Here is a 20993-nt window from a genome sequence, read left to right as displayed (position 1 = left end):
CCGCGATCAGATGACCACTTCGACGGCCTCGCCCGGAGCCTTGCCCGAGACGCGCTCGGTCTCCAGCGCACTCTGGAGGATGACGACGGCGGCGGCCTGGTCAACAACCGAACGGCCCTTTTTTGACGTCACGCCAGAAGCCCGCAGCCCCTGGGCCGCTGTGACAGTCGTCATACGCTCGTCGACGAGCCGGACCGGCACCGGTGCGACCCGCCGCGCCAACTCCCGTGCGAACGTGCGCACTTTGGCCGCGGCCGGCCCCTCGCGCCCGCTGAGCGAGCGCGGCAGGCCGACCACCACCTCAAGGGGCTCGTACTCCTCGACGATCGCCGCCAACCGCTTGTGAGCGGCCGGGATATCGCGTCCCGGCACGGTCTCCACGGGGGTGGCGAGGATCCCGTCGGGGTCGCACGAGGCGACCCCGATCCGGGCGTCCCCGACGTCGATGGCGATGCGCCTGCCGCGTCGCACGGCGATCAGGCCGCTTCCGCGACGAGCCGCTCGACGGCCTCGATGGCCTCGCCGACGGCGTTCGGGTTCTGGCCGCCGCCCTGGGCGACGTCCGGCTTGCCGCCGCCTCCGCCGCCGAGCGTCTTGGCGGCGGTACGGACCAGCTCGCCGGCCTTGAGGCCGCGCTCGCGGGCCGCCTCGTTGGTGGCGATGACGGTCAGCGGACGGCCGTTCGCCACGGTGAAGAGGGCGACGACGGCCGGGCGGTCACCCGGAATGCGCCCGCGCACATCCAGGACGAGCTTGCGCAGATCGTCGGCGGAGGTGCCGTCCGGCACCTGCGCGGCGACCAGGGCCACGCCCCGTACGTCCTTGGCGCCCGCGGCGAGACCGCCGGCGGCCTGCAGCACCTTCTCGGCGCGGAACCGCTCGATCTCCTTCTCGGCCTCCTTGAGCTTGGCGAGCATGCCGGAGATCTTCTCCGGGAGCTCCTCCGGGCGGCCCTTGACGAGGTCGGTGAGGCGCGAGACGACGGTGTGCTCCCGGGCCAGGAAGTTGTACGCGTCCACGCCCACCAGGGCCTCGACGCGGCGTACGCCGGAGCCGATGGAGGACTCGCCGAGCAGCTTCACCAGACCCAGCTGGGCGGTGTTGTGCACATGCGTGCCACCGCACAGCTCCTTGGAGAAGTCGCCGATGGTCACCACGCGCACCCGGTCGCCGTACTTCTCGCCGAACTCGGCGATGGCGCCCTGCTTCTTGGCGTCCTCCATGCTCATCACCTCGGCGGTGACGTCGAGCTCACGGGAGAGCACCTCGTTGATCTTCTGCTCGACATCGGTGAGCACCGTGCCGGGCACGGCGGCCGGCGAGCCGAAGTCGAAGCGGAAGCGGCCGGGCGAGTTCTCCGAACCGGCCTGGGCGGCGGTCGGGCCCAGCGCGTCACGCAGCGCCTGGTGGGTGAGGTGGGTGGCGCTGTGGGCACGGGCGATGGCGCGCCGGCGCTGGACGTCGATCTGGGCGTACGCAGTGGAGCCGACCGTCAACTCGCCGACCTGGACGACGCCCTTGTGCACGCTGACGCCGGGGACCGGCTGCTGGACGTCCCGCACCTCGACGACGGCGCCGGTGTCGAGCTTGATCCGGCCGGTGTCGGCGAGCTGGCCGCCGCCCTCCGCGTAGAACGGGGTGCGGTCCAGGACGACCTCGACCTCGTCGCCCTCGGAGGCGGCGGGCGAGGAGACCCCGTCGACCAGCAGACCGACGACGGTGGACTCGCCCTCGGTGTCGGCGTAGCCGGTGAAGACGGTCGAGCCGGAGGTGTCGGCGACCTCGCGGTAGACGGAGAGGTCGGCGTGGCCGGTCTTCTTGGCCCTCGCGTCGGCCTTGGCGCGCTCCCGCTGCTCCTTCATCAGCCGGCGGAAGCCCGCCTCGTCCACCGTCAGGCCCTGTTCGGCGGCCATCTCGAGGGTGAGGTCGATCGGGAAGCCCCAGGTGTCATGGAGCAGGAACGCCTTGTCGCCGGGGAGCACCGTGGAGCCGGCGGCCTTGGTGTCGGTGACGGCGGTGTCGAGGATGTTGGTGCCGGCCTTCAGCGTCTTCAGGAAGGCCGACTCCTCGGCGAGGGCGACGGTCTCGATGCGCTTGCGGTCGGTCAGCAGCTCCGGGTACTGCTGGCCCATCGTCTTCAGGACCACGTCGACGAGCTCGCCGACGACCGGCTCGGTGGCACCGAGGATGCGCATATTGCGGATGGCGCGGCGCATGATGCGGCGCAGCACATAGCCGCGGCCCTCGTTGCCGGGGGTCACGCCGTCGCCGATGAGCATGACGGAGGTGCGCATATGGTCGGCGACCACGCGCAGCGCGACATCGGAGTCATGGGCGGCGCCGTACGCGACCCCGGTCAGCTCGGTGGCCTTGTCCATGACGACGCGCAGGGTGTCGGTCTCGTACATGTTGCGCACGCCCTGCAGGATCATCGCGAGGCGCTCGAGGCCGAGGCCGGTGTCGATGTTCTTGCTGGGCAGCTCGCCGAGGATCGGAAAGTCTTCCTTGCCCTCGCCCGAACCCCGCTCGTACTGCATGAAGACCAGGTTCCAGATCTCCACATAGCGCTCGTCGTTGACCGCCGGGCCGCCCTCTTCACCGAATTCGGGGCCGCGGTCGTAGTTGATCTCGGAGCAGGGGCCACAGGGGCCGGGGACGCCCATGGACCAGTAGTTCGGGCCCATGCCCAGGCGCTGGATGCGCTCGGCGGGGACACCGATGACCTCGCGCCAGATGCGCTCGGCCTCCTCGTCCTGCTCATAGACGGTGATCCACAGCCGCTCGGGGTCGAGACCGTAGCCACCCTCCTCCACGGAGCTGGTCAGCAGCTCCCAGGCGTACCGGATGGCGCCTTCCTTGAAGTAGTCGCCGAACGAGAAGTTCCCGCACATCTGGAAGAAGGTGCCGTGGCGGGTGGTCTTGCCGACCTCTTCGATGTCCGGGGTACGCACGCACTTCTGCACGCTGACGGCGCGGTCGAAGGGCGGCTTGACCTCGCCGAGGAAGTACGGCTTGAAGGGAACCATGCCCGCGGGGACCAGCAGCAGCGTCGGGTCGTCCGCGATGAGCGACGCCGACGGCACGACGGTGTGCCCGCGCTCTTCGAAGAAGCGCAGCCAGCGGCGGCGGATTTCAGCCGACTCCATCAGTGGTCCTCATTTCCGGCTTTGTGGGGGTTGTAGGAGTAGGTGTGGGTGAGCTGGGCGCGGCCGCGCTGGGCGGGCAGCTGCTTCACATCGTTCGGGGGCGCCGCGGTGAGGCCGAGTGCGTCCTTGAGCGCCGCCTCGCGGTCGGCCATGCCGTCCCGTACGTCGAGCGCGAAGACCTTGATCCGCCGGCCCGCGAGCACCGCCCGGTCGGCGGCCTGCGCCGCCAGGCTCTCCGGGGTGAGCTTGTTGAGCTTGCGGTTGACCTTGGTGGTGGCCCATACGCCGGCGGCTACGCCGGTGGTGAACCAGAATGTGCGGCGGAACATCCGGTCTGTCAGCCCTTCGATCCACGGTTGCGGCGGCCGCCCCGGCGGGCGGACGGCAGGGTCTTGCCGATGACGACGGTGCCCGCGGGGTCTTCCTCCGGGCGCCCCTTGCGGCCGATGGCGCGCCGTACGCCGTAGCCGAACGCGGCCACCTTGACCAGCGGGCCGCCGAAGGCGGTGGAGACGGTCGAGGAGAGCGCGGAGGCGTTGGAGGTGACCTCCTGGACGTCCGCCGCGATCGAGTCCACGCGGGCGAGCTGCGTATTGGCCGAGCGCACGGTCGCGGATGCCTCGCTGAGCAGCGGAACCGCCTGGTCAGTGACCTCCGCCACCAGCTTGGTGGCCGCCTTGAGCGTCTGCGCCAGCCTCACCAGCGCGAGGGCGAGGAAAGACACGAGGATCGCCCAGAACACGGCCACAAGGATCCCGGCCACCTCTCCACCGGACACGTTGCACCGCTCCCTGTTGCCGCTCGTCGTCGGTCGTCGTTGTTCGGGTCGTCCGTCACCCGCCGCTCTCGGGCGGTCATCCGGGTGCGGGCGGCAGGTATCGACCTTATCGCGCCGGGCACGCCCTCCCGAAACGCATTAGGGGCCGCCCGGACCGGGCGGCCAAACAGCCCGCAAGGTTCCCCGTCGACCGGTGTCGAGGGGGAACCCGCGGGCTGGATGTGTACGTCGGATCCGCTGGATCAGCGGGCGTAGTACTCGACGACGAGCTGCTCGTCGCAGATCACCGGGATCTCCTTGCGGTTGGGGTCCCGGTCGAGCCGGAAGGCGAGCGCCTTCAGGTTGACCTGCAGGTAGCGCGGGGTCTCGCCGTCGGGGGCGTAGCCACCCTCGCGGGCCACCTGGAACGGGTGCTTCTCGCGGCTGCGCTCGCGGACCATCACCACGTCGTCCGGGTGGACCCGGAAGGAGGGCTTGTCGACCTTGCGGCCGTTGACCTCGATGTGGCCGTGGACCACCATCTGGCGGGCCTGGTAGATGGTGCGGGCGATTCCCGACCGCAGGACGAGCGCGTCCAGACGGCGCTCAAGCTCGATGATCAGGGCCTCGCCCGTCTTGGCTGCGACCTTCCGAGCGCGGTCGTAGGCACGGGCCATCTGGCGCTCGCTGATGTCGTACTGAGCGCGCAGACGCTGCTTCTCCAGCAGCCGGACCTTGTAGTCACTGGTCTGCTTGCGGCCACGGCCGTGCTCGCCCGGCGGATAGGGGCGGGCCTCGAAGTACTTGACGGCCTTCGGGGTCAGCGCGATACCGAGCGCTCGCGACTTCTTGACCTTGGGACGCGACTGGTTCACGTGGAACGAACCTCCATGTAAGTTAGGTGAGCCTTACCTTAGCCGAGGAGAACGCATGTTTCGACCTGGGATCCCCCTGCCCAGCACTGGTCAGAGCCCCGAGGAGGGTCAGCCGCGTCCCGTGGAAGCCACCCTGCGGCCGACGCCGGCAGAGCGCGTACGTACTCTCGTTGAATCCAAGGCTACGGCGTCCTTGACGATTCCCGGAATCGAGCCCCTGGACGATCTCGGTACGGACGGCCCCGCCGCCCGCACTGTCGCCCCCGACGGGGATGTGGTCATGCTGCTACCCGGCGGCTCTCCCGCCGCCCGCGCCGCGGCGTACGCGCGGGACGACGATCTGACCTGCGTGATGGAGATCACGGACGTCGCCCCGGTCGCGGTGCCCGACCGGATCCGCGGCCGCGCCTGGGTGGCCGGCTGGCTCACTTCGCGACGGCCACCCCCGACCCGCTCGCCCCGCACGAGGCCGACCTCCTCCAGCATCTGCACGCGGCCCACAGCGACCAGGTGCGCGGCCTGTGCGCCCTGCTCGGCGAGCTCTCGTCGGTGGTCTGCACCCGGGGCCCGGCGATCCCCGTGGCCCTGGACCGCTTCGGCCTTCGGGTCCGCTTCACCGACGACGCCGACCAGCCGTTCGACGCCCGCTTCGACTTCCCGGAGCCGGTGGAGAACGTCTCCGAGCTGCGGCGCGCGATGCACGCGCTCTTCGAGGCCGCGGCCGACTGAGCCCGACCGAGCCGACTGATGGGGTGAGCGTCGTTGCCGGGTGCGGCACCGTCTCGCGCCCGGCCACACGCCCCAGGAACGGCCGAGCCGCGGCATCGGCCACCGCGCGACGCACTACGGCCCCGCGCGATGCGCTGCGGCTCCACGCGATGCGCTACGGCCCCACGCGATGCGCTACGGCCCCACGCGATGCGCTACGACTCCGGCGGCTGGTCACCGCGAAGACGCGCCCGCACCCGCTCCACCACATCCGCGTACCGCGCCTCCGCCCCGTAGCGCGTCGGCTCGTAATACCGCTTGCCGTGGATCTTGTCCGGTGCGTACTGCTGCGCGGCGATACCGCCCGGGAGGTCGTGCGGGTAGAGATACCCCTGCGCATGGCCCAGTTTCTTGGCGCCCTTGTAGTGCCCGTCGCGCAGATGCGGCGGCACCGGCCCCGCGAGACCCGCCCGCACATCGGCCAGCGCCGCGCCGATCGCCGTGGTGGCGGCGTTGGACTTGGGCGCGAGCGCCAGCGCGATCGTGGCGTGGCTGAGGGTGAGCGCGGCCTCCGGGAAGCCGATCAGCGCGACCGCCTGCGCCGCCGCCACGGCGATGGGCAGGGCGGTCGGATCGGCGAGCCCGATGTCCTCGCTGGCCGAGATCATCAGCCGGCGGGCGATGAACCGCGGATCCTCGCCCGCCTCGATCATCCGGGCCAGGTAGTGGAGCGCGGCGTCCACATCCGAACCCCGGATGGACTTGATGAGGGCGCTCGCCACGTCGTAGTGCTGGTCACCCGCGCGGTCGTACTTCACCGCGGCCCGGTCGACCGCCTCCTCCAGCGTGGTGAGCGCAATCTCATCCTCACCCTTGGCTATGGCCGCGCCGGCGCCCGCCTCCAGCGCGGTGAGGGCCCGCCGGGCATCGCCGCCCGCGATCCGCAGCAGATGCGCCTCGGCCTCCTCGGGGAGGCTGACCGCGCCGCCGAGCCCGCGCTCGTCGGCGAGGGCACGGCGCAGCAGCCCGCGCAGATCGTCGTCGGTCAGCGACTCCAGCGTGAGCAGCAGTGAGCGGGAGAGCAGCGGGGAGATCACCGAGAAGTACGGATTCTCGGTGGTGGCCGCGATCAGCGTCACCCAGCGGTTCTCGACGGCGGGCAGCAGCGAGTCCTGCTGGGCCTTGCTGAAGCGGTGGATCTCGTCCAGGAAGAGCACGGTCTCCCGCCCGTACGCCCCGGAGGAACGGCGAGCGCCGTCGATGACGGCCCGGACCTCCTTCACCCCCGCGGTGATCGCCGACAGCTCGACAAACCGCTTCTGGGTGGCCTGGCTGACGACATACGCCAGGGTCGTCTTGCCGATCCCGGGCGGGCCCCACAGGATGACCGAGGACGGTCCGGCCGGGCCGCCGCTGCCCTCGCCGACGAGGCGTCTCAGCGGGGATCCGGGGCGCAGCAGATGCTGCTGGCCCACCACCTCGTCAAGGGTGCGCGGGCGCATCCGCACGGCCAGCGGACTGCTGGCCGGGTCCTTCTCCTGGCGGTCCTCCGCGGCGGCGGTGAACAGGTCTGGCTCCACCCCGGAAGCCTATGCCACCCCGCTGACAGGCCCCCTTTTCAGGGCTCGGTTCGCCTTCGGGGCGCTTTAAGCCCCTGTCGACGGTCGACCGTGCTCGGCCCCTCCTTTTTTTGAGGCTCGGTTCGCCTCCGGGGCGCTAAAGCCACTGTCGACAGTCGACCGTGCTCGACCCCTCGTTCCTCGGGGCCTCCGCGCGCTCTCCCTTTCGACAGCGGCACGCCCCTTCGGCTCACTCGCCGAGGGCCACCCCATACCGGATGGGAACCCGAGGGGCCTCCGCGCGCTCTCCCTTTCGACAGCGCCGCGCCCCCTCGGCTCACTCGCCGAGGGCCACCCCATACCGGATGGGAACCCGAGGGGCCTCCGCGCGCTCTCCCTTTCGACAGCGCCGCGCCCCCTCGGCTCACTCGCCGGAGGGGGCACCCCATACCGGTGGGAGCCCGAGATCGCTCAGCCCTGGGCGCCGGTCCAGAAGTCCCACCACCGCGTGAGGATCAGCATCCCGATGACGCCGATCCACATCACCGGCACGACCCAGTGGAACTCCAGCAGCCCGCGCCGCAGCCCGTCCGGCGCCGGAAGATAGCCGTGCCTGAGGTTGTGGCCGGTGACATAGCAGAACATCACGATGGTGGCGACCCAGGCGAGACAGCACCACAGGCACAGCGAGCCGATGACGTACAGCGACTCGTACTGGAGCCAGGTCACGAATCCGACGCCGAAGAGCGTGCCCGCGTTGAACGTCAGCCAGTACCAGCGCGGGAAGCGGGCCCCGGCCAGCAGCGACATGCCCACGCAGATCACGATGGCGTAGGCGGCCAGGCCGAGCATCGGGTTCGGGAAGCCGAACGCCTGGGCCTGGTCGCTCTCCATGATGTTGCCGCAGGAGACGACCGGGTTGAGGCTGCAACCGGGCGTGAAGACCTTGCCCTCGGCCTTGTACTCGAGGATCTTGTTCTTGTCGATCGTGATGACCCAGGCGGCGAGCAGCCCGAGCGCACCGGTGATCACGAGCAGGAGGGCGAAGGCACGGCCGGCTCCCGTCCCGGCTCGCGCGCTCTCCCGCGCCTCGCCGGACTCCACGTCGTCCATCGCAGTCGTCGCCATATCGCCGTCCGTCGCTCTCCCACAGTGTCCAGCCCCGTCGGGCACGGCCATTGTGCCGCACCCGGCATCGCCGTACCGCCCCTTTATCACGACCATGCCATGTTCCCCTGTCCCCCGTTCGGCGGACATAAGGATGGCCGCCCGGTCGTCCCGGGGAGCCGCCCCGCGCCGCCAGACTCGTGACCATGACAGAACAAGCGGTGCGGGTCCGCGGACTGCGCAAGCGCTACGGCGCGGTGACCGCGCTGGACGGCGTTGACCTGGGCATCCGGCACGGTGAGGTGTTCGGGATCCTGGGCCCCAACGGGGCGGGCAAGAGCACGACGGTGGAGATCCTCCAGGGGCATCGGACGCGTGACGCGGGTGAGGTCTCGGTGCTGGGCCGGGACCCCGCCGCCGCGGGGCGCGAGTGGCGTTCCCGGATCGGCATCGTTTGGCAGGATGAATCCGCCCCGGCCGAGTTGACGGTGCGTGAGACGGTGCGGCACTTCGCCCGCTACTACCCCCGGCCGCGCGACCCCGACGAGGTCATCGCACTGGTCGGGCTGGGGGAGAAGACCGACAGCCGGATCAAGGCGCTGTCGGGCGGGCAGCGGCGCCGGCTGGATGTCGCCCTCGGTGTGATCGGCGCTCCGGAGCTGCTGCTGCTGGACGAGCCGACGACGGGCTTCGACCCGGCGGCCCGGCGGCAGTTCTGGGAGCTGATCCGGCAACTGGCCGACGAGGGCACCACGATCGTGCTGACCACGCACTATCTGGAGGAGGCGGAGGCGCTGGCCGACCGGCTCGCGGTCATCGCCACGGGCAAGGTCGTCGCCGAGGGCGCGCCCCCCGAGCTGCGCCGCCGCTACGGCGGTCGGGCGACGGTCCACTGGACGGAACCCGGCGGCGGGGCGCGCAGCGAGGAGACGGACACACCGACCCGTACGGTCGCGGGCCTGATGCGCCGGTTCGAGGGGGAGATACCGGGGCTGCGGATCGCCCGGCCGACCCTGGAGGACGTCTATCTGCGCCTCACCGGGCAGCCCACCGAGCGCCCCACGGAAACGGACCAGGAGAGCGTGCGATGACCACCACGACCACCACCTCCGCCGCCCGCGCCGACGCCGCGGCCGGCGCTCCCCCGTCGCTCCCCGGCGCCTGGACCGTCGGGCTGCACCGCGGCGCCATCGAGCTCAAGCAGTTCTTCCGCCAGCGCGAACAGGTGGTCTTCACCTTCGCCTTCCCCATCGTCTTCCTGACCCTCTTCGCCTCGATCTTCAGCGACGATGTGAAGGGCGCGGGCATCACCGCCTCCCAGCTGTACGTCGCGGCGATGATCGCCGCGGGCGTGATGTCGACGAGCTTCCAGTCGCTGGGCGTCTCCATCGCGGTCGAGCGCGACGAGAAGGTGCTGCGGCGGCTGCGCGGTACGCCGATGCCCCCGGCCGCGTACTTCCTCGGCAAGCTGTGGCTGGTGCTGGTCACGGGGATCGTCGAGACCGTCCTGCTGCTGGCCGTCGGTGCGACGCTCTTCGACCTCGATCTGCCCACCAGCGCCACCAAGTGGCTGACCTTCGGCTGGGTCTTCGCCCTCGGGCTGACCGGCTGCGCGCTGCTGGGCATCGCGATCGGCAGCGTGCCGCGCTCCGGCGGGAGCGCCACCTCGGTGGTCGTGCTGCCGTTCCTGGTGCTGCAGTTCATCTCCGGCGTCTACATCTCGATCGACACCCTGCCCGACTGGATGCTCACCGTGGGCGCCCTGTTCCCGCTGAAGTGGATGTGCCAGGGGTTCCGCGGGGTGTTCCTGCCCGACTCGGCGGCGGTGCTGGAGCAGGCGGGTGCCTGGGAATACGGCCGTATCGCCCTGGTGCTGGGCGCCTGGTGCGTCGGAGGATTGGTGCTGTGTCTGCTGACCTTCCGGTGGAAGAGCCGCCGCGACGGCTGACCGAGTCCACCGGCCCCCGCGACTCGGACGTGTACCACCGCGCCTATCTGCGCTGGGACGCCTACTACGCGATCGTGTTCGCGGCGACGTTCCTGTTCATCCTGTCCGGGTCGGACTCGGGCACCGGCCCCCGCGCGGTCGCGGCGGTGTTCTTCGCCGCGACCGCGCCCTGGTACGTCCTCGTCGGCCGCCAGGCCCTGCTGACCGAGGGCGAGGACCAACGCCGCGCGGCTTTCTACCTCGTGGGGCTCGCCCTGTTCTTCCTGGTGCCCTCGGCGTTCGTCGGTGAGACCCGGATCGCCACCTTCGCGCTCGCGCCCCAGTGCTTCATGCTGCTGCGGATGCGCTGGGCGCTGATCGCCCTCGCCGTCACCAACATCGCGCCGGTGGTGGCCTGGGCGCTGATGCGGCGGCCGGATCCGCACGATCTGTTCTTCAACTCCCTCTTCGCCGTGGTCACATTGGCCTTCTCGGCGATCCTCGGCAGCTGGATCCTCATGGTCATCGAGCAGAGCAAGGAGCGTGCCGCGCTGATCGCCGAACTGGAGACCAGCCGCGAGGAGGTGGCGCGGCTCTCCGCCGCGCACGGCGCTCTCGCGGAGCGGGAGCGGTTCTCCCGGGAGATCCATGACACCCTCGCGCAGGGCTTCACCAGCCTGCTGATGCTCGTTCAGGCCGTCGAGTCGGAGTTCGAGCGCGATGCGCCGCTGGCCCGCCGCCATCTGGACCTGATGGCCCGTACGGCCCGGGAGAACCTCGCGGAGGCCCGCGCCCTGGTCGCCGGGGCGGGCCCGGCCGATCTGGACGGCAGTTCGCTCCCCGACGCCCTGCGCCGGCTGGCCGCGCGCCACGAGGAGCAGACCGGCGCCCCCGTCCGGGTCGAGGTCTCCGGCACGGTCCGGCCGCTGGCCGCCGGGGTGGAGGTGGTGGCGCTGCGCTCCTGTCAGGAAGCGCTGGCCAACGCCCGCCGCCACGCCGGTCCGGACGCCGCCGTGACGATCGCGCTCGGCTACGGCGAGGACGCGCTGCGGCTCCTCGTACGGGACGCGGGCCGCGGCTTCGATCCGCGCGCCCCGCATGACGGCTACGGCCTCGCGGGGCTGCGGGCGCGGGCCGGCGAGGCGGGCGGCACGGCGGAGGTACGCGGCGCACCGGGGCAGGGCACGACCGTCGCGGTCGAACTGCCCGTCCAGGCGCCCGCCCAGGCATCGGTACGAACGAGGAGCGCACGGTGATCCGGATCCTGATCGCGGACGACCATCCGGTGGTGCGGGAGGGGCTGCGCGGCATGCTCGGCGCCGAGCCCGATCTGACGGTCGTCGGCGAGGCGGCCAGCGGGCCGCGCGCGGAGGCGCTCTGCGCGTCGCTGCTGCCGGATGTGGTGTTGATGGATCTGCGGATGCCGGACGGCGGCGGGGTCGAATCGATCGCCCGGATGACCGCCGCCGGGCTGCCGTCCCGGGTGATCGTCCTGACCACGTACGAGACGGACGGCGACATCCTGCGCGCGGTCGAGGCGGGCGCTGCGGGCTATCTGCTGAAGGACCTGGCCCGCGCCGAACTGGCCGAGGCCGTCCGCGCGGCCGCCCGCGGGGAAACGGTCCTGGCCCCGTCCGTCGCCGCCCGTCTCATGGACCAACTCCGCGACCGCCCCGAGCGCCCCCGGCTCTCCGAGCGCGAGACGGCCGTCCTACGGCTGGTCGCGGAGGGCTGCACCAACGCCGAGATCGGCCGGCGGTTGTTCATCGGCGAGTCGACGGTGAAGACCCATCTGCTGCGGGCCTTCGGCAAACTCGGCGTGGACGACCGCACGGCGGCGGTGACCAGCGCGATGCGGCTGGGGCTGCTGTAGGGGGCTGGGGCTGCTCAATCGCCGGAGGCATCCGGCGATTGAGCAGCCCCAAGGGACGTTCCGGGCGCAGGCGGCGGGTAGGACGGGGCGCGTCAGGCGAGGCGCGAACGGACCGCCTCGACCACATCACCCAGCGGCACGGCGGTCTGCTCGCCGGACTCCATGTCCTTCAGCTGGACCACGCCCTCGGCGAAGTCCCGCTCGCCCGCCACGATCGCGTACCGCGCGCCGCTGCGGTTGGCCGCCTTCATGGCCGCCTTGAGGCCCTTGCCGCCGTAGGCGAAGTCCGTGGCGACCTCCGCCTTGCGCAGCTCGTTGACCACGCCGAAGAGGATCTTCCGGGCCTCCTCCCCCAGCGGCACCGCGAAGACGCTGGTGGCGTCCGGGATGTCCAGTTCGATGCCCTCGGCCTCCAGCGCCAGCACCGTACGGTCCACGCCGAGCGCCCAGCCCACCGAGGGCAGCGCCGGGCCGCCGATCATCTCGGACAGGCCGTCGTAACGGCCGCCGCCGCCGACCGCGGACTGCGAGCCGAGGCCGTCGTGGACGAACTCGAAGGTCGTACGGGTGTAGTAGTCCAGGCCGCGGACCAGCTTAGCGTCGTCCTCGAAGGTCACACCCTGCGCGGTGATCAGCTCGCGGACCTCCGCGTGGTACGCCTTGCACGCCTCGCACAGATAGTCACGCAGCAGCGGGGCGCCGACCAGCTGCTTCTGCACCGCGTCGCGCTTGTCGTCGAGCACCCGCAGCGGGTTGATCTCGATGCGCCGCCGGGTGTCGTCGTCCAGGTCGAGCCCGCGCAGGAAGTCCTGGAGGGCGGCTCGGTAGACGGGGCGGCACTCGGCATCGCCCAGCGAGTTCAGCAGGATCCGGAAGTTGCGCAGCCCCAGCGACCGGTAGGCGTCGTGGGCCAGGATGATCAGCTCGGCGTCGAGTGCCGGGTCCTCGGCGCCGATCGCCTCCGCGCCGACCTGCGAGAAGTGCCGGTAGCGGCCCTTCTGCGGCCGTTCGTAGCGGTAGTACGAGCCCGAGTACCAGAGCTTGACCGGCAGGGATCCGGCCTTGTGCAGATTGGCCTCCAGGGCGGCGCGCAGCACCGAGGCGGTGCCCTCGGGGCGCAGCGCGAGCTCGTCGCCGCCCTTGGTGGTGAGGGTGTACATCTCCTTGGTCACGATGTCGGTGGACTCGCCGACGCCGCGCGCGAAGAGCTCGACGTTCTCGAAGCCGGGGGTCTCGACATAGCCGTAGCCGGACCGCCTGAGCGGCGCGGCGATCGCCTCGCGCACCGCCAGATAGGTCGAGGAGACCGGCGGGATCAGGTCATACGTGCCCCGGGGGGCCTTGAAGGTGCTCAACGTAGGTCTCTCGTCACATTCCTCGTCGCGGAGCCGGCTCGTGCGTGCCGCCTCCGAGGCCGGCGGTCACCTCCCGCAGATACGGGTTGGTGGCGCGCTCGCGGCCGATGCTGGTCTGGGGGCCGTGGCCGGACAGCACCACGGTCGAGTCGTCGAGCGGCAGGCAGACACGGGCCAGCGACTCGAGCATCTCGGCGTGGTCGCCGCCGGGCAGATCGGTGCGTCCGATGGAGCCGGCGAAGAGCAGATCGCCCGAGAAGAAGACGGACGGGATGTCCGCCTGCTCGGGCATCCGGAACGTCACCGACCCCTTGGTATGGCCCGGGGCGTGCGCGACGGAGAACTCCAGCCCGGCCAGGTTCAGCTCGGCGCCGTCGGCCAGCTCCTTGACGTCGTCCGGCTCGCCCACGGTCAGCTCGCCCAGCAGCGGCATGCCGATGGAGCGGCCGAGGGCCTTCTCGGGGTCGCTCATCATGAAGCGGTCGGACGGATGGATCCAGGCCGGTACGTCATGGGCGCCGCACACCGGGACCACCGAGGCCACGTGGTCGATATGGCCGTGGGTGAGGACGACGGCGACGGGCTTGAGCCGATGCTTGGCGACCGCCTCCTCGACTCCTTGGGCCGCCTGATGGCCCGGGTCGATGATCACGCACTCCTCACCGGCGGCGGGGGCGACCAGATAGCAGTTGGTCCCCCAGGCCCCGGCGGGGAACCCGGCAATGAGCACGATCGTCCTTAATAGTCGTCCGGCGGAAGAATGTCGGCAGCTCCAGAGCCTACCGGCGGCGGCCCCGCCACAGCGAACCCGTATACGGTACGGCCGAGCCCTCACACATGACAGCGACGGCATACGCCATGAGGAGACGACCCGGTGGTCAGTAACGAGCAGCGGCGGCGGCAACTCGCCCGGGAGAAGTACCTTCGTCAGCAGCAGCGCCGCCAGGCGGCGCGGAGCAAGACGCGCCGCCGCAATGTGGTGATCGCCTCCGTGCTGGCCGTGGTGCTGGCCGCGGGAGGCGCCGTGGCGGCGGCGGGCGCGCTGTCCGGAGACGGCAAGGACAAGAAGAAGGACGACGCCGCCGCGTCCACGAGCCCCTCGGCCTCCCCCACCTCCAAGGCGCCGGACCCCTGTGCGAAGGGCGCGAAGGCCGCCGAGGGCAAGAAGCCGAAGAAGCTGTCGTGGAAGAAGGAGCCGGCGGTCGCGATCGACGAGTCGGCCTCGTACACGATGAAGCTCGAGACGACCTGCGGGGACATCCCCATCGACCTGAAGGCGGCCAAGGCGCCGCACACGGTCAACTCGTTCGAGTTCCTGGCCGGGAAGGGCTATTTCGACCACACCAAGTGCCACCGGCTGACCGCTCAGGGGATCTATGTGCTGCAGTGCGGCGATCCGCAGGGCACCGGCCAGGGCGGCCCGGGGTACACCCTCCCGGACGAGAACCTGAAGGACCCCTCGCTCAAGGGGAACGTGTACCCGGCCGGCACGGTCGCGATGGCCAACCAGTACGACGCACAGGCCAAGCAGGGCCGGAACACCGGCGGCAGCCAGTTCTTCCTCGTGTACCAGGACAGCCAGCTGCCGCCGGACTACACCCCGTTCGGCACGGTCGGCAAGGACGGCATGAAGACCCTCAAGAAGATCGCCAACGCCGGGGCGGCCCCCGCGGACCAGATGGGGAACACCGCTCCGAACGCCACCGTTCTGATCAACAAGGCGACGGTCACCAAGTCCTGAGGTCGCTGACGTGCGTACTGCGAAATTTCGGTCGCGCAGGATACGGACAGCCGGGGCACCGTTCGCCTATGTTGGCGTTGTGTAGGGTGCCTGCCCCCATGGGCTGCCACCTTGCTGTGAGACCGGCCAGGGCGCTACCCGGCCGGAAGAAACTGTGGACGATGCCCGCGGGCCGCGCGCCCGCCCGGCATCATGTGGAGGAGGCGCTGTGAGCAGCGAGCCTTGGGGCCGCGTCGACGAGGCGGGGACCGTGTACGTGCGTACGGCCGACGGTGAACAGGTCGTCGGGTCGTGGCAGGCGGGATCGCCGGAAGAGGCCCTCGCCTACTTCGAGCGCAAGTACGACGGCCTGGTCGTCGAGGTCGGCCTCCTCGAGCGCCGGGTCAAGACCACCGATCTGTCGGCCAAGGACGCGACGGCTGCCATCGAGCACATCCGGCACCAGCTCGACGAGCACCATGTGGTCGGCGACCTGGACGCGCTGAGGAAGCGGCTCGACAAGCTCACCGGGGATGTCGAGGCGCGCCGCGAGGAGCGCCGGGCGGCCAAGGCGCACCAGACCGACGAGGCCCGCAGGGCCAAGGAGGCGCTGGTCACCGAGGCCGAGGAGCTGGCCGCCAGCGAGCAGTGGCGGGCGGCCGGGGAGCGGCTGCGCGCCCTGGTCGACACCTGGAAGGGCCTGCCGCGCCTCGACCGCAAGACGGACGACGAGCTGTGGCACCGCTTCTCGCACGCCCGCTCGGCGTTCTCCAAGCGGCGCAAGGCGCACTTCGCGGCGCTGGACGCACAGCGCGAGGAGGCCCGCCAGACCAAGGAGAAGCTGGTCGCGGAGGCCGAGGCGCTGTCCGGCTCCACCGACTGGGGTCCGACCGCGGCCCGGTACCGGGAGCTGATGTCGGACTGGAAGGCCGCGGGCCGCGCCCAGCGCGAGGCCGAGGACGACCTGTGGAACCGCTTCCGCGGTGCGCAGGACGTCTTCTTCCAGGCCCGCAGCGAGGTCTTCGCCGAGCGCGACGCCGAGCAGCAGGAGAACCTCACCCGCAAGGAGGAGCTGGTCGTCGAGGCCGAGAAGCTGCTGCCGATCTCTGATCTGAAGGCGGCCCGCGCGGGCTTCCGGTCGGTCAACGAGCGGTGGGAGGCCATCGGCCATGTCCCGCGCGACGCCCGCGCCCGCATCGAGGGCCGGCTCCACGCGGTCGAGCGCGCCATCCAGGAGGCCGAGGAAGTCGAGTGGCGCCGTACGAACCCGGAGGCCCGGGCCCGCGCCCAGGGGCTCACCGGCCAGCTCCAGGACGCCGTCGACAAGCTGCGCTCCCAGATCGACGCGGCCCGCGCGGCGGGCAACAACGCCAAGGCGGACAAGCTCGCCAAGGAGCTGGAGGGCCGCCAGGCGCTGCTGGACCAGGCGCTGAAGGGCCTGGAGGAGTTCGGCGGCTGAGTTGCTGTGAACAGGGAGGCGGCCCCGGCACCTGGTGCCGGGGCCGCCTCCCTGTGTGTGTGCGGCGTTCTCTCAGCGCGCGCGGGCCGAGGTCACCCGGTACACGTCGTAGACGCCCTCGACGCCGCGTACGGCCTTCAGGACGTGCCCCAGGTGCTTGGGGTCGCCCATCTCGAAGGTGAAACGCGAGGTGGCCACCCGGTCGCGGGAGGTCTGGACGGCCGCGGAGAGGATGTTGACGTGCTGGTCGGACAGGACGCGGGTGACGTCCGACAGCAGCCGGGACCGGTCCAGCGCCTCGACCTGGATGGCGACCAGGAAGACGGAGGACTGGGTGGGGGCCCATTCGACGTCGAGGATGCGCTCGGGCTGCTGGGAGAGCGAGTCGACGTTGACGCAGTCGGCGCGGTGCACGGAGACGCCGCTGCCGCGGGTGACGAAGCCGATGATGGGGTCGCCGGGGACCGGCGTACAGCAGCGGGCCAGTTTGACCCATACGTCCTCGACGCCCTTGACCACGACGCCCGGGTCGGCGCTGGAGCGGCGCTTGGAGCGGCGGATGGGCGGGGCGGTCTCGGCGATGTCCTCGTTGGCGGCCTCCTCGCCGCCGAGGGCCGAGACCAGCTTGCCGACGACGTTCTGCGCGGAGACATGGCCCTCGCCGATGGCCGCGTAGAGCGAGGAGATGTCGAGGTAGCGCATCTCATGGGCGAGGGTGACCAGCGAGTCTCCGGTGAGGATCCGCTGGATCGGCAGGTTCTGCTTGCGCATCGCCCGGACGATCGCGTCCTTGCCCTGTTCGATGGCCTCGTCGCGGCGCTCCTTGGAGAACCAGGCGCGGATCTTGTTACGGGCGCGCGGTGACTTGACGAAGCCCAGCCAGTCGCGGGAAGGCCCGGCGCCCGCGGCCTTGGAGGTGAAGACCTCCACCAGATCGCCGTTGTCGAGGGTCGACTCGAGCGGTACGAGCCGCCCGTTGACCCGCGCCCCGATGGTGCGGTGGCCGACCTCGGTGTGCACGGCGTACGCGAAGTCCACCGGGGTGGCCCCGGCCGGAAGCGCTATGACATCGCCCTTGGGCGTGAAGACGAAGACCTCGTTACGGGACAGGTCGAAGCGCAGGGACTCCAGGAACTCGCCCGGGTCCTCGGTCTCCTTCTGCCAGTCAAGCAGCTGCCGGAGCCACGCCATGTCGTTGATGGCGTCGTCCTTGCCGGCCTTGCCCCGCGGCACATCGGTGCGCACCTTGGAGGCGCCGGCGACGGCCTCCTGCTTGTACTTCCAGTGCGCGGCGATGCCGTACTCGGCGCGGCGGTGCATGTCGAAGGTGCGGATCTGCAGCTCGACCGGTTTGCCGCTGGGCCCGATGACCGTCGTGTGCAGCGACTGGTACATGTTGAACTTGGGCATCGCGATGTAGTCCTTGAACCGCCCGGGCACCGGGTTCCACCGCGCGTGGATGGTCCCGAGGGCCGCGTAGCAGTCGCGGACGGTGTCGACGAGCACCCGGATGCCCACCAGGTCGTAGATCTCGGCGAAGTCCCGGCCCCGCACGATCATCTTCTGGTAGACGGAGTAGTAGTGCTTCGGGCGGCCGGTGACCGTGGCCTTGATGCGGGCCGCCCGCAGATCGCCCTGGACCTGGTCGGTGACGACGGCCAGGTACTCATCGCGCTTCGGGGCCCGCTCGGCGACCAGCCGCACGATCTCGTCGTACATCTTGGGGTAGAGGATCGCGAAGGCGAGGTCCTCCAGCTCCCACTTGATGGTGTTCATGCCCAGCCGATGGGCGAGCGGGGCGTAGATCTCCAGCGTCTCGCGGGCCTTCTTCTCCTGCTTCTCCCGCTTGAGATAGCGCATGGTGCGCATGTTGTGGAGCCGGTCGGCGAGCTTGATGACCAGGACGCGCGGGTCCTTCGCCATGGCGACGACCATCTTGCGCACGGTCTCGGCCTGGGCCGCCTCGCCGAACTTGACCTTGTCCAGCTTGGTGACGCCGTCGACGAGCAGGGCGACCTGGTCGCCGAAGTCGCGGCGCAGGGTGTCCAGGCCGTACTCGGTGTCCTCGACGGTGTCGTGCAGCAGCCCGGCCATCAAGGTGGCCGGATCCATACCCAGCTCGGCGAGGATCGTGGTCACCGCGAGGGGGTGGGTGATGTACGGATCGCCGCTCTTGCGCTTCTGGCCGCGGTGCCAGCGCTCGGCCACCTGGTACGCGCGCTCGATCTGGCGCAGCGTCGAGGCGTCCGCCTTGGGATCGTTGCCGCGCACGATGCGCAGCAGGGGCTCCAGGACCGGGTTGTACGGGCTGGAGCGCTGGACGCCGAGACGGGCCAGCCGGGCCCGGACGCGGTTGGACGAGCCCGAGCGGGGCGCCGGGCTCTGCAGGGGGCGGGAGGCCGCCACGGGGGGCTGCTGGGCACTGCCGCGGCCCGCGGGGGGCTGCGGGCTCGTCCGCGTCTGCTCGGGGCCGCTCCCGGCCTGGCTGTCGCCGCCGTTCCGGGGCGTGGCCGAGGCCGCCGTCGGGGCGGCGGCGGTGGGCGCGTCCGAGTGGGCGGAAGGGGATCCCCCCGGACGAGTCCTGGGGGAGAGCGGCTGGGCCTCGTCTGGCAAGAGCACTCCTCAAGCGGTCCGGACCTCGAGAGGTCGGGTTCCCATGGTATCGATCCCGCCACTCCGCTTGCCGCTCGGACGGGAAGCCGCGGGCCCACGGCGGGCACGGCGGAGGGCGGGAACCCCGTGTCCGCGCAGGTCCCCGCCCTCCGGCGGTGGTGTGGGCCCGGTGGGGCTCAGACCGTGATCAGGGCCTCCAGCGGGGCGCTGCCGAGCGAGCCGAGCAGCCGGCTGCGGCCGCCCAGGAAGCCGAGCTCCATCAGCACCGCGACGCCGGCGACCTGGGCGCCGGCCCGCCGGATGAGCTGGAGCGACGCCTCGGCGGTGCCGCCGGTGGCGAGTACATCGTCGATCACCAGGACCCGGTCGCCGGGCTCCAGCGCGTCGGCGTGTATCTCGATCTCCGCGGTGCCGTACTCCAGCTCGTACGCCTGGCCGAGGGTCGCCCCGGGCAGCTTGCCCGCCTTGCGGACCGGTACGAAGCCGATGCCGGCGCGGACGGCGGCCGGGGCGGCGAGGATGAAGCCGCGCGCCTCCAGCCCCACGACCTTGTCCGCCCGGTGCCGGGTGCACAGCCCGGCGAGCGCGTCGGTCAGCGCGCCGAAGGCCGCGGCGTCGGCGAGCAGCGGCGTGATGTCCTTGAACATCACACCCGGCTTGGGATAGTCCGGCACGTCCTGGATCCGGCTGAGCAGCAGACCGCGCAGCTCTTCGGCGCCGAGGCCGCCGAATCCGCCGGCCTCGCCCGTCGTCCCGGCGTCCGTCACCCCGGCGCTCATCGGCGCTTGCCCGACGGTCGGCCGCGGCCCCGGTTGCGGGTGGCGGCCTGGCGGCGCTGGACGACGACCCCCGTGGCCGCGGCGGCGTCCTCGAGATCCGGCTCGTCGTCCTCGCCGGCCGGGGCGGTCCCGGCCTCGGCCTTGGCGGCCGCGGCGCGCTTGGCGCGCACCCGCTTGGCCAGCGCCTTCATCTGCGGGTCGCGCTCCTTCAGGTCGGCGACCAGCGGGGTGGCGATGAAGATCGAGGAATAGGCACCGGCGGCGAGGCCGACGAAGAGCGACAGCGAGATGTCGTTGAGCATGCCCGCGCCGAGCAGACCGCCGCCGATGAACAGCAGCGCGCCGACCGGCAGCAGCGCCACGATCGTGGTGTTGATGGAGCGCACCAGGGTCGAGTTGAGGCTGCGGTTGGCGATCTCGCTGTAGGTGAAGCGGGTCTGCTTGGTGAGGTCCTTCGACGCTTCCTTGAGGCCGTCGAAGACCACCACGGTGTCGTAGAGCGAGTAGCCGAGGATCGTCAGCAGACCGATCACGGTGCCCGGGGTGACCTCGAAGCCGACCAGTGCGTAGACCCCGACGGTGATGGTGAGGTCGTGGATCAGCGCGATCAGGGCGGCCAGCGCCATCCGCCATTCGAAGGCGATGGCGAGATAGATCACCACCAGGACCATGAAGATCGCCAGACCCTGCCATGCCTTGCCGGCGATCTGCTCGCCCCAGCTCGGGCCGACCAGCTGGGTGTCGATCTTGTTGGCCTTGACGCCCAGCTCCTTGGCGAGCTTCTCCTGGACCGGCGCGGCCTCCTTGGTGTCCACCTCGCTGATCTGGATCCGCAGACCGCCGCGGCCGAGCTCCTGGACGACGACGGTGTGGCCGCTGGCCGCCTCCTCCGCGGCGTGGCGCGCGTCGGTGGCCGAGACCTTGCTATGGGGGGTGGTGAAGACAGCGCCGCCGGAGAACTCGATGCCCATGTTGAGGCCGCGCACCGCCAGGCCCACGATGGCCGTGATGGTGATCAGTATCGAGATGCCGTACCAGAGCTTCCGCTTGCCGACGAAGTCGTAGCCGACCTCGCCTCGGTAGAGCCTGGCGCCGAGATTGCCGAGTCGCGACAT

General features: G+C 71.0%; 18 protein-coding genes and 1 pseudogene. 7 read left to right on the top strand and 12 right to left on the bottom strand.

Features of this window, described 5'->3' with window-relative positions; translation table 11 throughout:
* Positions 1 to 6: 6 nt before the first annotated feature.
* The 5 genes from ruvX to rpsD form a co-directional block, all read right to left on the bottom strand.
* Positions 7 to 471 carry a Holliday junction resolvase RuvX gene (gene ruvX, locus ABZS71_RS11235; protein WP_355855259.1) on the bottom strand — a complete coding sequence of 155 codons (465 nt, stop codon included), beginning with the start codon at positions 469 to 471 and terminating at the stop codon, positions 7 to 9.
* Positions 472 to 476: 5 nt separating this feature from the next.
* Positions 477 to 3146, bottom strand: coding sequence for an alanine--tRNA ligase (alaS, locus tag ABZS71_RS11230; RefSeq protein WP_356208953.1), 2670 nt, complete (start codon positions 3144 to 3146; stop codon positions 477 to 479).
* Positions 3146 to 3475, bottom strand: a complete 330-nt coding sequence (locus tag ABZS71_RS11225; RefSeq protein WP_356208951.1) for a DUF6167 family protein — start codon at positions 3473 to 3475, stop codon at positions 3146 to 3148. The genes alaS and ABZS71_RS11225 overlap by 1 nt, the downstream gene beginning before the upstream one ends.
* A gap of 8 nt (positions 3476 to 3483) precedes the next feature.
* On the bottom strand, positions 3484 to 3924 hold the full coding sequence (locus tag ABZS71_RS11220) for a DUF948 domain-containing protein (RefSeq protein WP_355855250.1): 441 nt from the start codon (positions 3922 to 3924) through the stop codon (positions 3484 to 3486).
* A gap of 242 nt (positions 3925 to 4166) precedes the next feature.
* The gene (rpsD, locus tag ABZS71_RS11215) at positions 4167 to 4778 is read right to left on the bottom strand and encodes a 30S ribosomal protein S4 (protein WP_355855247.1); all 612 of its coding nucleotides are present in this window, start codon (positions 4776 to 4778) and stop codon (positions 4167 to 4169) included.
* A 55-nt stretch (positions 4779 to 4833) separates the two neighbouring features.
* On the opposite strand from rpsD, the pseudogene ABZS71_RS11210 reads away from it, so the two are divergent.
* Positions 4834 to 5507, top strand: a pseudogene (locus ABZS71_RS11210) (DUF2470 domain-containing protein).
* 194 nt (positions 5508 to 5701) lie between these two features.
* Here ABZS71_RS11210 and ABZS71_RS11205 read toward each other — a convergent pair.
* Positions 5702 to 7066, bottom strand: a complete 1365-nt coding sequence (locus tag ABZS71_RS11205; RefSeq protein ID WP_356208949.1) for a replication-associated recombination protein A — start codon at positions 7064 to 7066, stop codon at positions 5702 to 5704.
* 450 nt (positions 7067 to 7516) lie between these two features.
* Positions 7517 to 8173, bottom strand: coding sequence for a vitamin K epoxide reductase family protein (locus ABZS71_RS11200; RefSeq protein WP_356208947.1), 657 nt, complete (start codon positions 8171 to 8173; stop codon positions 7517 to 7519).
* 185 nt (positions 8174 to 8358) lie between these two features.
* On the opposite strand from ABZS71_RS11200, the gene ABZS71_RS11195 reads away from it, so the two are divergent.
* From ABZS71_RS11195 to ABZS71_RS11180, 4 genes are read left to right on the top strand one after another with little or no spacing between them, the layout of a single operon-like run.
* Positions 8359 to 9243 (top strand): ABC transporter ATP-binding protein, encoded by an 885-nt coding sequence (locus tag ABZS71_RS11195; protein ID WP_356208945.1) that lies wholly within the window; start codon positions 8359 to 8361, stop codon positions 9241 to 9243.
* Positions 9240 to 10100: an ABC transporter permease gene (locus ABZS71_RS11190; protein WP_355855224.1), complete on the top strand. Its 861-nt coding sequence runs from the start codon at positions 9240 to 9242 to the stop codon at positions 10098 to 10100. Before ABZS71_RS11195 ends, ABZS71_RS11190 begins: the two co-directional genes overlap by 4 nt.
* Positions 10058 to 11335 (top strand): sensor histidine kinase, encoded by a 1278-nt coding sequence (locus ABZS71_RS11185; protein ID WP_356208944.1) that lies wholly within the window; start codon positions 10058 to 10060, stop codon positions 11333 to 11335. Before ABZS71_RS11190 ends, ABZS71_RS11185 begins: the two co-directional genes overlap by 43 nt.
* The gene (locus ABZS71_RS11180; RefSeq protein ID WP_355855217.1) at positions 11332 to 11952 is read left to right on the top strand and encodes a response regulator transcription factor; all 621 of its coding nucleotides are present in this window, start codon (positions 11332 to 11334) and stop codon (positions 11950 to 11952) included. The genes ABZS71_RS11185 and ABZS71_RS11180 overlap by 4 nt, the downstream gene beginning before the upstream one ends.
* A gap of 92 nt (positions 11953 to 12044) precedes the next feature.
* Here ABZS71_RS11180 and hisS read toward each other — a convergent pair whose 3' ends face one another.
* Entirely contained in the window at positions 12045 to 13307 is a 1263-nt protein-coding gene (gene hisS, locus ABZS71_RS11175) for a histidine--tRNA ligase (protein ID WP_356208942.1), read from the bottom strand.
* 13 nt (positions 13308 to 13320) lie between these two features.
* Complete coding sequence (locus ABZS71_RS11170) at positions 13321 to 14037, bottom strand: MBL fold metallo-hydrolase (protein ID WP_356208941.1); 717 nt, start codon at positions 14035 to 14037, stop codon at positions 13321 to 13323.
* A 144-nt stretch (positions 14038 to 14181) separates the two neighbouring features.
* Between ABZS71_RS11170 and ABZS71_RS11165 the strand changes: the two genes are divergently transcribed.
* Positions 14182 to 15048, top strand: coding sequence for a peptidylprolyl isomerase (locus ABZS71_RS11165; RefSeq protein WP_356208940.1), 867 nt, complete (start codon positions 14182 to 14184; stop codon positions 15046 to 15048).
* Positions 15049 to 15256: 208 nt separating this feature from the next.
* Positions 15257 to 16486 (top strand): DUF349 domain-containing protein, encoded by a 1230-nt coding sequence (locus ABZS71_RS11160; RefSeq protein WP_356208938.1) that lies wholly within the window; start codon positions 15257 to 15259, stop codon positions 16484 to 16486.
* A gap of 72 nt (positions 16487 to 16558) precedes the next feature.
* On the opposite strand, the gene ABZS71_RS11155 is transcribed toward ABZS71_RS11160, so the two are convergent.
* The 3 genes from ABZS71_RS11155 to secF all read right to left on the bottom strand — a co-directional run bounded on the left by ABZS71_RS11155 (position 16559) and on the right by secF (position 20993).
* Positions 16559 to 19099 (bottom strand): bifunctional (p)ppGpp synthetase/guanosine-3',5'-bis(diphosphate) 3'-pyrophosphohydrolase, encoded by a 2541-nt coding sequence (locus ABZS71_RS11155; RefSeq protein WP_356208936.1) that lies wholly within the window; start codon positions 19097 to 19099, stop codon positions 16559 to 16561.
* Positions 19100 to 19275: 176 nt separating this feature from the next.
* A complete protein-coding gene (locus ABZS71_RS11150; RefSeq protein ID WP_356208934.1) occupies positions 19276 to 19866 on the bottom strand; it encodes an adenine phosphoribosyltransferase in 591 nt (196 codons plus the stop codon).
* Between the two features lie 8 nt (positions 19867 to 19874).
* Entirely contained in the window at positions 19875 to 20993 is a 1119-nt protein-coding gene (gene secF / locus ABZS71_RS11145; RefSeq protein ID WP_356208932.1) for a protein translocase subunit SecF, read from the bottom strand.

Source organism: Streptomyces sp. NPDC005393 (assembly GCF_040606675.1).
Lineage (GTDB): Bacteria > Actinomycetota > Actinomycetes > Streptomycetales > Streptomycetaceae > Streptomyces.
This window is presented reverse-complemented; position numbering and strand designations above follow the sequence as displayed.